Origin of the sequence: uncultured Oscillibacter sp. (assembly GCF_900544955.1) — a bacterium.
Lineage (GTDB): Bacteria > Bacillota > Clostridia > Oscillospirales > Oscillospiraceae > Oscillibacter.
Genome location: NZ_UQXD01000055.1, coordinates 1 through 13,840 on the forward strand (window position 1 = coordinate 1; position 13,840 = coordinate 13,840).

10 protein-coding genes and 1 other RNA gene are annotated in these 13,840 nt (G+C 65.4%); 5 read left to right on the top strand and 6 right to left on the bottom strand.

Annotated features, from left to right (window positions below; all coding sequences use genetic code 11):
- Positions 1 to 73: 73 nt before the first annotated feature.
- From QZS21_RS10670 to QZS21_RS10685, 4 genes are all read right to left on the bottom strand, one after another.
- Positions 74 to 808, bottom strand: coding sequence for a tRNA threonylcarbamoyladenosine dehydratase (locus QZS21_RS10670; protein WP_295583206.1), 735 nt, complete (start codon positions 806 to 808; stop codon positions 74 to 76).
- Between the two features lie 74 nt (positions 809 to 882).
- Complete coding sequence (locus QZS21_RS10675; RefSeq protein ID WP_295583209.1) at positions 883 to 2,442, bottom strand: peptidylprolyl isomerase; 1,560 nt, start codon at positions 2,440 to 2,442, stop codon at positions 883 to 885.
- A 196-nt stretch (positions 2,443 to 2,638) separates the two neighbouring features.
- Positions 2,639 to 2,838, bottom strand: a non-coding RNA gene (ssrS, locus tag QZS21_RS10680) — 6S RNA.
- Between the two features lie 23 nt (positions 2,839 to 2,861).
- On the bottom strand, positions 2,862 to 3,158 hold the full coding sequence (locus QZS21_RS10685) for a DUF1292 domain-containing protein (RefSeq protein ID WP_295583211.1): 297 nt from the start codon (positions 3,156 to 3,158) through the stop codon (positions 2,862 to 2,864).
- Between the two features lie 294 nt (positions 3,159 to 3,452).
- Between QZS21_RS10685 and QZS21_RS10690 the strand changes: the two genes are divergently transcribed.
- Both QZS21_RS10690 and yqeC read left to right on the top strand, forming a co-directional pair.
- Positions 3,453 to 6,080, top strand: coding sequence for a transglycosylase domain-containing protein (locus QZS21_RS10690; protein ID WP_295583213.1), 2,628 nt, complete (start codon positions 3,453 to 3,455; stop codon positions 6,078 to 6,080).
- Between the two features lie 238 nt (positions 6,081 to 6,318).
- Positions 6,319 to 6,984, top strand: a complete 666-nt coding sequence (gene yqeC, locus QZS21_RS10695) for a selenium cofactor biosynthesis protein YqeC (protein ID WP_295583215.1) — start codon at positions 6,319 to 6,321, stop codon at positions 6,982 to 6,984.
- A gap of 40 nt (positions 6,985 to 7,024) precedes the next feature.
- Here yqeC and QZS21_RS10700 read toward each other — a convergent pair whose 3' ends face one another.
- Both QZS21_RS10700 and QZS21_RS10705 read right to left on the bottom strand, forming a co-directional pair.
- Positions 7,025 to 7,954, bottom strand: a complete 930-nt coding sequence (locus QZS21_RS10700) for a ketopantoate reductase family protein (RefSeq protein WP_295583217.1) — start codon at positions 7,952 to 7,954, stop codon at positions 7,025 to 7,027.
- Between the two features lie 52 nt (positions 7,955 to 8,006).
- Positions 8,007 to 8,738: a hypothetical protein gene (locus QZS21_RS10705; RefSeq protein ID WP_366557617.1), complete on the bottom strand. Its 732-nt coding sequence runs from the start codon at positions 8,736 to 8,738 to the stop codon at positions 8,007 to 8,009.
- 448 nt (positions 8,739 to 9,186) lie between these two features.
- On the opposite strand from QZS21_RS10705, the gene QZS21_RS10710 reads away from it, so the two are divergent.
- Genes QZS21_RS10710 through QZS21_RS10720 form a run of 3 tightly spaced genes read left to right on the top strand, consistent with a single transcriptional unit; the run spans position 9,187 to position 12,667 of the window.
- Entirely contained in the window at positions 9,187 to 11,007 is a 1,821-nt protein-coding gene (locus tag QZS21_RS10710) for an FtsW/RodA/SpoVE family cell cycle protein (protein WP_366557618.1), read from the top strand.
- Positions 10,994 to 12,361 carry a penicillin-binding transpeptidase domain-containing protein gene (locus QZS21_RS10715; RefSeq protein WP_295583221.1) on the top strand — a complete coding sequence of 456 codons (1,368 nt, stop codon included), beginning with the start codon at positions 10,994 to 10,996 and terminating at the stop codon, positions 12,359 to 12,361. The genes QZS21_RS10710 and QZS21_RS10715 overlap by 14 nt, the downstream gene beginning before the upstream one ends.
- Before the next feature lie 15 nt (positions 12,362 to 12,376).
- Positions 12,377 to 12,667 carry a hypothetical protein gene (locus tag QZS21_RS10720; protein WP_295583223.1) on the top strand — a complete coding sequence of 97 codons (291 nt, stop codon included), beginning with the start codon at positions 12,377 to 12,379 and terminating at the stop codon, positions 12,665 to 12,667.
- Positions 12,668 to 13,840 lie beyond the last annotated feature (1,173 nt).

Here is a 13,840-nt window from a genome sequence, read left to right on the forward strand (position 1 = left end):
CCCGCCAGGAAAGTCAGCAGCATTCCGGCGGCGGCTCCGGCCAGGACCGCCAGGGCGTTGACGATGGTGCCTGTCAGCATGATGGTGTTCCCTCTTTCTCGATGAGCTCCCGGACCACGGCGCTGCCCAGCAGCAGCCCCGCCGCGGCGGGGACCCAGGGGTTGCTGGCCGGCACGCTGCGCCGGCCGGGGGGCGGCGCCTCCAGCTGGGCGGCGGGGCGGGGCTCCTCCGGGCTGAAAACCACCCGTTGGTGCAGGATACCCCGGCGGCGCAGCTCCCGGCGCTTCACCCGGGCCAGGGGACAGCCGAAGGTCTGGGAGATGTCCGCCAGGCGCAGCAGGGAGGGGTCCAGCTTGTTGCCGGTGCCCAGGGCCATCACCAGGGGGATGCCCAGGCGCCGGGCGGTCTCCGCCAGGTCCAGCTTGCAGCTCACCAGGTCGATGGCGTCCACGATGTAGTCGTACCGGCAGTCCGGGGGAAAGAAGTCCATTCGGTGGGCGGCGTCGTAGACGGCGTGGCGGGGGTGGAGGACGGCGGCGGGGTTGATGTCCCGGAGGCGGTCCGCCACGGCCTGGGCCTTGGGCAGACCCACGGTGGAGCTCAGGGCCTCCAACTGGCGGTTGATGTTGGAGGCGGAGACGGTGTCCCCGTCCACCAGCGTCAGCTCCCCCACGCCGGAGCGGGCCAGGCATTCCGCCGCGTAGCTGCCCACGCCGCCCAGGCCGAAGAGGATCACGTGGGACGCGGCCAGACGGGCCTGGGCCTCCGGGCCCCAGAGCATCTCATTGCGCAGGAATCGTTCATCCATGGCGGGGTTCCTCCTAAAACCGCAAAGGGGGCCGGCTTTTGAAAAGCCGGCCCCCACTGTTATTTGCCGGACGATCAGCCCACAAACTTCATGGCGAAGCCGTGCTGCTCGGCGGTGTACTTGCCGGCCAGCTCCGCCACCCAGGCGCTGTACGCCTGGTTTTTCAGGGTGTTGGCCACCTGGGACTGCCAGAAGGGCAGATCCTCGCCCACGAAGTACATCACGTGGGCGCCGTAGTCGGTCTCCACAATGCCGGTGTCGCCGCTGCGGCGGGCACTGTCGAAGCACCAGTCGTTGAAGGTCTCCACCATCTGGCCCTGGTAGACGCCGGTGTAGAGACCGCCGTCGTACTTGGAACCGTCGGCGGAGTGCTCCATGGCCAGGGCGGCGAAGGACGCCTCGGTGGCCTCGCCGGACTGCCACTGGGCCAGGATGTCCTCGGCCTGGGCCAGGGCGTCGGCCTTCAGCTGGGCCTGCTCCGCCTCATAGCCCTCGTCCTCGGCGGTCAGGGTGCCGGCGGCGGGGGTGAAGAGGATGTGGCGGACGTCGATGGTGGAATAGGTCTCCCGGAAGCGGTCGTGGAACACGGTCACACAGTAGTTGCTGCCGCTCTCCAGCACGGCGGTGTCGCCGGCGGTCCGGGCGCTGTCAAACACCCACTCGGTGATGGCGTCGCCGCCGTATGTGCCGGCGGTCTGCTGGGTGTAGGTGGCCTCGTTGGTCTCGGCCAGCTCGGAGAGGTCCCCGCCGGCCTGATAGGCGGAGAGGATGCTGTCGGCAGTGGCCTTGGCGGCGTCCAGCGCGGCCTGGGTCTCCTCCTCGGTGGGCTCCACGGTGTTGCCGTCGGCGTCGGTGGTGCTCTGGGCGGCGCCGCGGACGGTGACCACTTCATAGCTGGCCTTGTCATAGGTATTGGGGGCCTCTGCGTAGGCGGCCTCCAGCTCCGCGTCGGTGAAGGTCAGGCCGTCCAGATAGGCGCTGGAGTAGGCGCTGTACTGCAGCATCCGCAGCAGCTGGGAGTTGTAGGCCTTCTCCGTCATGGAGGCGCCCAGGTTGGACTGGAGGTACTTGTCCACAGAGGTGCCGCTGGCTGCGGCGGCCCGCTCCAGAGAGGCCACGGAGTCCTCATACTGGGCCTGTACCCCGGCGGGGTAGGCGAAGCCCTCGGCCTCGGCGGCGTCCAGGGTGGCCTGGATGGTGGCCATCTGCTGCAGCGCCTGGTCCAGGAAGTAGTCGTACCAGGAGGTGCCGGCCTCCACGTCCATCATGCCGGCGGTGGTCTCGTCGATGATCTGGCCCCGGAGGGATTCGTTGGGGTTCAGGCCCAGATAGCTGACGATGGAGGAGTTCTGCCCCAGGAAGGTCTGATAGACGTTCTGGTAGTAGAAGTTCACCTCGGCGGCGGTGTAGTTCTGGCCGTCGATGGTGACGGCGGGCAGGGTTCTGGACAGGATATTGCTGCGCCAGACGAGGGTGACGATGGCAACAACCGCGAAGAGAACGGCGATGGTGCCGTACAGGATGTTGCTGCGTTTTTCAGCCTTGCGCTGCTGGGCCTCCCGGGCCGTCTTGGGATCGCCCCAGCCGCTGCCGCCCAGGTCCTGCGGCGTTTGATTTTCTTTCGATGCGCTCATTTGTGTTTCAGTCCTCTCAAATATTCAGATGCGGGGAAGTGCCATGGTCTGCCGACCAAATTTTACGCACTTGAACATTATACCGGATTGCGGTCCGTTGTGCAAGCGGAAAATCCGAACAATATGTTAATTCACAGACCTGAAATGGACCTGAAAAGGCAAAAAGAGAAGCAGGGCAAGCCCTGCTTCTTTTCAAACGTACCCCGCGGCGGCCGTGTAAGCCCCGTTATAACCTGCACCTTTACGGACAGGTGGGTTGCCTCCAGCCCGCTTCATCGCTTCCAACATCCAGCCGCAGACAGCAGCCGGGAGGCCTGCGAACCACGGACTGATCCGGCATCCCGTATAACGAAATGTGGGTTAAAAAAAGGCCTATCACGCACCCCGCAGGGTATGTTTTCCGAAAGTGGTCCGGCGGATTACTCCTCCTCGCCGTCCTCCTCGCTGAACAGCGCCTCCACAAAGAGGTCGTACACCGCGTTCAGCTCCTCCTCGGAGTCCAGGGTGGAGAGCAGGTCCTCGCCGTCCTCGTGGATGACCTTCAAAATCACCAGGCCGGTCTCCTCGCCGTTGACCTCCTCGCCCTCGGTCTCGGCGGGGAAGAAGGCCTGATACATCTGGCCGTTGTATTCCAGGGCGTCCACGAACTCCAGGACGATCTCTGTGCCGTCCTCATCGGTGACGGTAATAAAGGTGGGGCCAAAGTCCTCGCTCATGAAACGGTCCTCCTTCTTCTTGGTTGCCCTTATTGTACCCGAATTCCCGACGGATTGCAAGGGAGAAAGAGATGGAAAAGCGGCAAAGTTCGGCGGCTGGACGGAAGCAATCCCCGGACAAATTGAAAAAATTCTGTAAAATCAGGAACTTTTTTTCGGAAAAATACGACATTTTCAATGTTGACAGAGGATGGTACAATGGTAAGTATTATGGCGTATTGTGAGTTTCCGCAGGGCGGAAGGCCGCCGCGGAGTTCTGCCAAATCTATTGAAACGCAAGGAGGTGCCACCGCGTTGGAGCACGAAAGAAAACGGGCGGAGCAGGCATCCCGGCATCGGGAACCCCGGAGAGGAAAGGGCGCCGGCGGGATCGTCAAGCGGATCTTCTTCATCCTGGGCACGCTGGTGCTGGTGGGCTGCTGCACCGGAGCCATGGTGGTTGGAATCTTCATGAAGTATGTGGACACCACCCTGGCCCCCACGCTACAGGTGCGGGCGGAGGAGTACAACATGAAGCTCAGCTCGGTCGTCTACTACCACGACGACCAAGTGGCGGAGAACGACGGCTGGGTGGAGTACCAGAACATCTACGGCCTGGAAAACCGCATCTGGGCGGACTATGCCCAGATGCCGGACGCCCTGTGGCAGGCCGCTGTGGCCATCGAGGACCAGCGGTTCTTTGAGCACAAGGGCGTGGACTGGATGCGCACCGCCCACGCCACGGTGAACATGTTCACCGGGAGCCAGGACACCTTCGGCGGGTCCACCATCACCCAGCAACTGCTCAAGAACATGACCGGCGACAACAAGGGCACCGTCAACCGCAAGGTGCGGGAGATTTTCCGGGCCCTGGAGTTTGAGAAGAACTACACCAAGCAGGAGATTCTGGAGCTGTATCTGAATCACATCGCCCTGGGCAAGGGGTGCTACGGCGTGCAGACGGCGGCGGAGTACTACTTTGGCAAGGACGTGTCCGAGCTGTCTGTGGCGGAGTGCGCCAGCCTCATCGCCATCACCAACAACCCCTCCCTCTATGGGCCCATGTCCACGGTGGTGGTCACCAACCCGGAGACCGGCGTGCAGAAGACCGCCCGGCAGTTGAACAAGCAGCGCCAGGAGACCATTCTCAACGAGATGTGGAAGCAGGGCTATATCAAGACCGAGGAGGCCTACCGGGCGGCGGTGGCGGAGGAGCTGCACTTCACCGACGGCGCCACCACCGCGGAGGATCTGGTGGCCGCGGCGGAGGCCGCCAGCGGCGGCGAGAACCGGGTGAACTCCTGGTTTGTGGAGCAGGTGTTCAAGGACGTGACCAGCGACCTGTCCAAGAAGCTGGAGATTTCCGAGGACGCCGCCCGGTCCCTGCTCTACAACGGCGGCTACCATATCTACACCACCCTGGACCCCAAGATCCAGGAGATCGCCGAGTCGGTCTATGAGGACCGCAGCAATCTGGACATCACCTCCCGGAAGGGACAGAAAATTCAGTCCGGCATCACCATTGTGGAGCCCTCCACCGGCGACATCGTGGCCATGGTGGGCGCCATCGGGCCCAAGGAGGGCAACCTCCTGTGGAACTACGCCGTGGGCAAGCGGCAGGTGGGCTCCTCCATGAAGCCCCTGACGGCCTACGCCCCCGCCATCGACGCCGGGGTCATCACCCCCGGCACCACCTTTGACAACTACCCCGTCCGGCTGCTGAACGGCAGCCCCTGGCCCAAGAACTCCCCCAACACCTACACCGGCTTCACCACGGTGGCCGAGGGCATCAAGCGCTCCATCAACACCATCGCCGTCCAGTCGCTGGAGTCGGTGGGGGTGACGGAGGCCTTCGCCTTCGCCACGGAGAAGCTGAACCTCTCCCTGGTGGCGGACGACATGAACCTCTCCGCCCTGGGCCTGGGCGGCCTGACCTACGGGTTGAGCACCGTGGAGATGGCGGCGGCCTACGCCGCCTTTGCCAACCAGGGGGTTTACTACCAGCCCCGGATGTACGTGCGGGTGACCAATGCCAACGGCGACACCGTGCTGGAGAACGAGGGCAACAGCCACGTGGCCATGAAGGAGACCACCGCCTACCTCATGACCCGGATGCTCCAGACCGCCGCCACCTCCGGCACCGGCGCCTCCGCCAACTTCGGCGGCATGGCCATCGCCGGCAAGACCGGCACCACCAGCGAGAACTACGACCGGTACTTTGTGGGCTACACCCCCTATTACAGCGCCGCGGTGTGGACGGGCTATGACAAAAACGAGAAGATCGTGGCCAGCGGCAACCCCGCCATCACCCTGTGGAAAAAGGTAATGCAGAAGATCCATGAGGACCTGCCGGAGAAGTCCTTCACCAAGCCCGCCAGCGGGCTGGAGACGGTGACGCTCTGCGCGGACAGCGGCCTGCTGTGCACCGACGCCTGCCACGCCGACGTCCGGGGCGACCGGGGGGTGCAGGTGACGGTGGCCGCCGGCACGGCGCCTACGGAGGCGTGCAACCTCCACGCCATGCGGGATTACTGCACCGAGGGCCAGTGCCTGGCCGGGCCGTTCTGCCCGCCGGAGTCCGTGGTGCAGAAGGGCTTCCTGGACTACACCCGGGAGGACTACGGCCCCAACATCGTGGCGGAGGACAATGCCTATCTGATCTCCACCCTGGAAAAGGCCCAGGCGGAGGGCACCGGCTGTCCCGCCCACACCACGGCCCCGCCGGAGGTGGACCCGGAGGACCCGGAGGGCGGCAACTCCATGACCCCGGAGCTGGACCCCAGCGACCCCAACTACCAGCCCCCGGCCCCGCCGTCGGATAACGGCGGCAGCGGCGAGGGCGGCACCCCGGCTCCCCAGCCCAGTGAGCCCCAGGAACCGGACCCCGGCACCACCGGGGGCGGCGACTGGTGGAATGAGCTGTGGCAGGGAAACGGCACCTGAGCGAACAAAGAGGAAGCACCCCAACCGGGGTGCTTCCTCTTTTTGGATGGGACGCGGCGGGGGCGCTGCTGCAAAGGGCGGGTTCCCGGGCGGCCCTTCGGCAGGAGGCACAGTCCTCCGGAGGACCGCCGGCGGGCGCCCTGCGCCTTGGGGCGTCCGCTGGGGAGGCTGCGCCTGCCGCCTTGACGGCGGCGGGGCGGAGGTGCTATGCTGGGAAAAACGGAAAGGGGGCGGCGGAATGGAGCTGGCGGAGCTGCTGGGCATCCGGCCCGGCGTCACGGCGGTGATCGGCGGCGGGGGAAAGACCACGCTGCTGCGGGCCCTGGGGGTGGGCCTGGCGCCGCTGCACCGGGTGCTGCTGTGCACCACCACGAAGATGTACCCTGTTCCCGGCCTGCCGCTGGCCCGGGACCTTGCGGAGCTGGACCGGCTCCGGGCGGCGTGCCCCCTGGTGTGCGGAGGCCGGGAGCTCCCCGGCACCGGGAAGCTGGGGCCGCTGGAGATTCCTCTGGCGGCGTTGGAGGAGCGGTTCGACTATGTGCTGGTGGAGGCGGACGGCGCCGCCGGGCGTCCCGCCAAGGCCCACGCCCCCCACGAGCCGGTGATTCCGCCGGGGGCCTGGCGGGTGTGCGTGGTGGGGGCCTCCGGGTTTGGCCGTCCCATCCGGGAGGCGGCCCACCGGCCGGAGCGGTACGCCATCCTGGCGGGGGTCCGGGAGACGGACCCCGTCACGCCGGAGACCGCGGCGGCGGTGCTGGGAGGGGAGGCCCTCCACGATGTATTTTATGTCAACCAAGTGGAGACGGCGGTGGAGGCGGCCGCGGCCCGGGACCTGGCGCGGCGGCTGGGGGGGAGCGGGGCGGCGGGAAGTCTGCGCCTGGGCCGGTTTTTCCCCCTTCCGTAAAAAAGGCCGCCCCGGACCAACGTCCGGGGCGGCCTTGGCGTCAATAATGGCGCTCCATTTCGGTGATGGTCTCGTACAGCCAGTCGTTGACCGGCACGGGGATGCCGTGGGACCGGGCGATGCGGCGCACGGTGCCGGAGAACAGTTCCAGTTCGCTCTTCCGGCGGGCCTTGCCGTCCTGGCGCATGGAGGGCTCGTTTTCGGGGGCCATGTGGTCGATGACGGCGGTCCACAGCGTCACGTCCTCCTCGGAGAGGGGGATGCCCTCGGCATTGGCCACGATCACCACCTCCCGCATGGCGGAGAGCATGGTGTCCCGGGCGGGGCCGGGGGACTGGAGGACGCGGTAGTTGCACTCGTAGGCGGTGGCCGCCTGGTTGCACCCCACGTTGCACAGCAGCTTGCTCCACATGGTCACCAGAATGTTCTCCGGCAGCAGGTAGCGGAAGCCGATGGAGTCGAAAAAGGCGGTGAGGCGGCGCAGGTGGGCGTCGCTTCGGCCGGCGGGAACGCCCAGGTCCATCTCCCCGGCGGGCGGGACCACCGGGAACATGGTGACGCGGTTGCCCTCCTTCTGGGCGGCCACCTTCCCCACCACGCACCAGACCACCTGCTCCGGGCCGAAGGCCCGGCAGAGCAGCTCCTCGCTGGAGATGCCGTTGAGAATGGAGAGCAGGGTGGTCTCCGGCCCCACCAGGTGGCGGCAGGTCTCCACGGCCTCCTCCAGGCCGGTGTACTTCACGGCGAACAGCAAAAGGTCCACCGGTTCCGTGACGGCGGCGGCGTCGGCGTAGTGCAGGTCGCACCGCTCTCCGTTGTACCACATGCCCTCCCGGCGGTAGCGCTCCGTGCGCCGTCCGTCCGCCAGCACCAGCACCCGGTCCTTTCCCAGGGCCTGGGTGAACAGGGCGGCGTACATGGTGCCGAGGGCCCCCAGGCCCACGATGCCCACCGTTTTGATCTCTCTCATACCGATTCTCCTCCGTAAAAAAGCGGCGGATGTATCCGCCGCTTTTGTGATGTTACGCGATCCGGGCCAGCCACTTCAGGTCGTAGGGCTCATAGACCACCTTTTCGTAGGCGTCCACGTCCAGGGGCGTGCCGTCCCAGTCGGAGTGGATGTCGCCGTTCTGCTTGATCAGGATGTCGTACAGAATGTCGTAGGTCACGCCGTCGGCGTCATCCCGCTCCACGATGGTGGAGTAGGGCAGGGTCTTGTGGTACGTCAGCTCCATGCCGTGATAGTCGAAGTGGAAGCCGCAGCGCATCCGGCAGCCGTCCAGCCCGGTGTAGCGGGCGATCTTCTTCAGGTCCTGGAGAATCTTGTCGCCCTCCTCGTCGTAGAGGTTTTCGGGGGTGGTGGCGGTGTAGTCGAAGCGGAACTGGATGGAGGCGCCGGGGATGGTGCCGAACCGCTCCAGATAAGGGACCAGGTTGGCGGCGGGATAGTCCTTGTACAGCACGCAGTTCACCCGGAAGGGCACCGGCAGGCGGGAGAGCAGGCCGTCGTTGGACTCCACCACGTACTTCTGCATGTGGCGGGAGACGTTGATGCAGGTGATCTTGTGCTTGTTCTTCTCGGTGAAGGCCAGAATGTCCGCTTCGGACTGGTGCTCGGACACCGGGAGGGTGGTGTTGATATAGACCTTGTGGGTGGTGGGGATCTCATCCAGCATCTGCTGGAGGGCGTCCAGGTCCGCCAGGGGCTCCCCGCCGGTGAACACGAAGTCGCAGCGGGGGGTGATGGCGTCCATCCGCCGGATGCTCTGGCAAATCTTCTCTGCGGAAAAACCCGTGAGATCCGCGTATTCACCTTTATTGATGCAGAAGGGGCAGTGATTCTTGCAGTCGTAAGGGACAAAGATTGTCACCGTGGCGCCGCCTTCCCGCGTCTTATAGGGATGTTTCATGTTGTCGATCGGCCTTTCCTTATAACTTTATAATAAGTGAGTCGGGAGATTCACTGAGTCGGGCAGATGCGGGAAACCGGCGCAGACCGCCGATTTCCATATTCATGCACGGTAATATATTTTAATGGATTTTCCACAGAAGGTCAAGAGAAAAAGCGAAACTATCCCGGCTATTTTTTTCAAAAAGCGGGGAAAAGCGGAACCTGCGGCGCGGGGAAAGGGAGACACCGGACTGTACAGGGGGAGAAAAAGGTGATATACTAAGTGCCATTCAAAAAAAGAGGAGAGGACGATGATGGAGCTGCTGACGGTGCCCTTGCAGGCGCTGCTGGACCGGGTGTGCGCCCTGCTGGCGGCCTACCCCATGGCCGGGGAGTGGTATACGGCGCTGGTCCGCGTGTTCTTCCCGGTGCTGGCGGTGCTGATTTTGTACCGGGCGGTGCGGTCTCTTTTGAAAATTCCCCACACGCCGGAGACCTGGGGCCAGCTGAGCCTGCCCAACGGCACCCCCATCCCCCTGACCCACTGGGAGAACATCCTGGGCCGCAGCAGGACGGCGGACGTGTATTTGAACTATCCCAGCATCTCCCGCCAGCACGCGGCGCTGTGCCGGGGGGAGAGCGAGGCGTGGACGGTGTACGACCTGGACTCCAAGGGCGGCACCCTGGTGAACGGGGAGCGGGTGGAGGGCGCTGCCCCCGTCAAGCTGGGGGACACCATCACCCTGGGCGGCGTGCCCCTGGCGTTTCTGCCACAGACCGTGGCGGAGCGGGAGGCCCTGGAGGGGCGGCGCCGGGCGGAGCGGCCCGCCGCCATCTTCCCCTCCTTCCTGGGCCTGACGGTGTTCCAGGTGCTGGCCTGCCTCCAGCTGATTGTGGCCATGGGGGAGGCCGTCACGGTGGCCGTGCCCCTGTCCTTTCTGGGGCTGACGGCGGTGATGTGGCTCTACTTCGCCGCCCTCCGGGCCAGCCGCTGCGTGGGCTTTGAGCTGGAGACCATCGCCTTCTTCCTCTCCACCCTCTCCCTGGCGGTGACGGCGTCCAGCGCGCCGGGGAGCCTCTATAAGCAGTTCCTGGCCATCCTGCTGGGCCTGGTGCTGTTTTTGGTGCTGGGTATCTTCCTGCGGGACTTGAGCCGGGTGCAGAAAAACCGGTGGCTGATGGCGGCGGGGGCCATCGGCCTCTTGGGTATCACGCTGCTGGCGGGCAGTTCCAAATACGGCGCCGTGAACTGGATCTCCCTGGGGGGCCTCAGCTTCCAGCCCTCGGAGATTGCCAAAATCTGCTATATCTTCGCCGGCTCCGCCACGCTGGAGCGGCTGTTCCGCAAGCGGAACCTGGCGCTGTTCATCCTGCTCACCGGCATCTGCATCGGCCTCTTGGGGCTGATGAGCGACTTCGGCACGGCGGCCATCTTCTTTGTCACCTTCCTGGTCATCGCCTACCTCCGCTCCGGGGACTGGGCCACGCTGTCCCTCATCTGCGGCGGGGCGGTGTTCGGCGCCGGGATCATCGTGAAGTTCAAGCCCTATATCCTCAGCCGCTTCGCCTCCTGGGGCCACGCCTGGGAGGCCGCCTCCACCACCGGCTTTCAGCAGACCCGCACCATGTCCGCGGCGGCCTCCGGCGGCCTTTTGGGCATGGGGGCGGGGAACGGCTGGCTCCACCGGATCGCCGCGGCGGACACGGACCTGGTGTTCGGGATGCTGTGCGAGGAGTGGGGGCTGCTGATCGCGCTGCTGGCGGTGGCGTCCATCATCACCCTGGCCTTTTTCGCCGCCCGGGCGGTGCGGGCGGGCCGGTCCAGCTTTTACACCATCGCCGCCTGCGCGGCGGGGTCGCTGCTGGTGTTCCAGACCTGCCTGAACGTCTTTGGCTCCGTGGACCTGCTGCCGCTCACCGGCGTCACCTTCCCCTTTGTCTCCAACGGCGGCTCCGCCATGATGTCCGCCTGGGGATTGCTGGCCTTTTTGAAGGCCACGGACACCCGGGAGAACGCCAGCTTCGCCATCCGGCGCAGCCACCAGCGGCGATTGACGGACCAGGCCCGGCGGCGGGCGGAGCCGGTGGGGGACCCCTTCGGAGACAAGGAGGCGGCAGATGAAGAAAATTGAGCGGCGGGCCATTTTGTGCCGCATCCTGGCGCTGGTGCTGGCGGCAGGGATGGTTCTCTTCCTGGCGCGGTATTTGCTCCGCGGCGGCAGCTGGGCCTCCTCGGCCTTCAACCGCCATCTCTACAACACCGCCGGGCAGCTGGCGGTGGGCACCGTGCTGGACCGGGACGGCGATGTGCTCTCCAGCGCGGAAAACGGCGTGCGGACCTATTACGACAACGAGACGGTCCGCAAGGCCACCCTTCACGCGGTGGGGGACCTGCAGGGCAGCATCGGCACCGGCGCCCTCAACGCCTTTGCCGATCGGCTGACGGGGTACAACCTGCTCAACGGGGCCTTCGGCGCCGACCGGGGGGCGGAGCTGTATCTCACCATCGACGCACGGTACAATTACGAGGCCTATCAGGCCCTGAACGGCCACGCGGGCACCGTGGCGGTGTACAACTACAAGACGGGGGAGATTGTCTGCATGGTGTCCGCCCCCAGCTACGACCCCCTCCGCGTCCCCGCCGACATCGAGACCAACGAGCGCTACAAGGGGGCCTACCTGAACCGCTTCCTCTCCTCCACCTTCACCCCCGGCTCCGTCTACAAGACGGTGACGCTGGCGGCGGCGCTGGAAAAGCTGCCGGACCTGGAGAGCCGGACCTGGAGCTGCAGCGGCAGCGTCCAGATCGGGGAGGAGACCATCGTCTGCTCCGGCGTCCACGGCGAGCAGCACATCGGGGACGCCTTCGCCAACAGCTGCAACGTGGCCTTCGCCCAGATTGCCCAGGAGCTGGGGGCGGAGACGCTGCGGGCCTACACGGAGAAGGCGGGGCTGACGGCCAGCTACTCCGTCAGCGGCCTGCCCACCGCCCGGGGGTCCTTCTCCTGGGAGGGCGTCACCCCCGGCCAGCTGGGCTGGGCCGGCGTGGGCCAGTACAAAGACCAGGTGAATCCCTGCGCCCTGATGCTCTACATGGGGGCCATCGCGGGCGGCGGCAGGGCGGCGCAGCCCTACCTCATTGAAAAGACCGTCAGCGCCCTGGGGGTGCCCTCCCTGCCCCATCTCACCAGTAAAACCGGCACCCTGGTCTCCCGGGCCACGGCGGAGAAGCTGGCGGACATGATGGCCGCCAATGTGGAGCGGACGTACGGCACGAAACGCTTTCCCAACATGGACCTGTGCGCCAAGTCCGGCACCGCCGAGGTGGGGGAGGGGCAGACGCCCCACGCCTGGTTTGCGGGCTTCCTCCGGAATGAGGACGCCCCCTACGCCTTTGTGGTGCTGGTGGAAAACGGCGGCGGCGGCAGCACCGTGGCGGGCACTGTAGCGGGCCGGGTGCTGAACGTGATCGTCAATGGATACTGACAAAGGAGGTTGCCGATGAAAAAGGGATTTTTTCTCCAGACCGTGGGACAGATGCAGCGGGGGGCCGTGGTCTCCGGCGTCGGATTTCTGCTGTATTTGGGCGCGGCGGCCCTGAAATGGGAGCTGGCGGCGGGGATGATTGCCATTGCCTTCGCCGTGGCGGCGGTGTATGTGTTTCTCTCCATGCTGGCGCGCTCCGGCGGGGAGTCGGGCGTAACGTACAGCCTGATCTGGGGGCAGGGGGCGCTGACGCTGCTGCTGGGAGCCTGCGCGGTTTTGCATGTGAAGCTCTGGATGGGGCTTTGAGAGGGAATGGACTGGGGCTTTTTGTGTTCTGAAAAAGCCTGAAAACAGCCGCTTGTTGGACGGGGGGAGACTGAACTCCGGCCGGATAGAGTGCCGCCAGGCAGGGACGAGGGGACGCCGCTCCACGGGGGCGGGAGGACGGTCCGCGCATCGGCGCGGGGACGGGAGAATTCCGCCCCCCCTGGGGCGGGACGGGGGAAGTGCCGCTTTGCGGCACGGAATGCACCCCCATGGCGCCGTCGCAAAGTCCGCTTGCCTCCGTTTCCGCCAGCGGTGAAAACTGCGCCCGCTCCCTTACTCCTCCGCTCCCCGCAGAGACCGCTTCGCCGGGTCTCTGCGGGGACTCCAAAACGTCTTGCCGAAAAGAAAACGCGCCGTGCACGGTGTAAAAGAAAAGGCGCTGAACCACAATGCACCCTTGCGGGCGCAATGTGGGGACGCGGGCCTTTGAAGTCCTGTACGAGTTGGCCCGGTGGAAACGTTTGGCGCGGGTTTGGTCCGATCTCGCTTTGGCCTCCCGCCTGCGACCGGGAAGTGCGAGTTTGGGGTGCAAGACCGACTTGGCTTGCTTCTTTTTCCGCTGCCGCTGCCCCGGCGGTTGCGGAAGGTCAGGCTCACGGGTTACGCTGAACGTCTCCCGTCCGCGACTGGGAAGTGCGAGTTTATGGTTGCAAGACCGATTTGGGTTGCTCCTCTTTCCGCTGCCGCTGCCTTGGCGGTTGCGGAAGGTCAGGCCTACGGATTATGCTGAACGTCTCCCGCCCGCGACCGGGTATTGCGAGTTTAGGGTGCAAGACCGACTTGATTTGCTTCTTTTTTCGCTGTCGCTGCTCCGGCGGTTGCGGAAGATCTGGCTTACAGGCTACACTGAATAGCTTGCGCGTCTCTTTCTGCGGTTGGAACTAGGAATTGCTGCCCTCCCATACCGCCCGGGCAGCGCTGAGTGAAGCGGGGAGCGCGGAAAGCGGAGCAGGGGCCTTTCGATGACCGCCCCGACAAACCAGGCCCCCAATCGCGGGAACCGCATCCCAAAGTCTGTACTGCGTTCGGCGCGAGCCGGCAGAAGGCCACCCAAGGACCAGAAGCACCGGCTCCGAATACCCCCGTTGTGCAAAGCCGACCCCTAAAAGGGGTCAGCTTTGCAAGGAACAGCGTTTTTCTTTTGGACCGTGC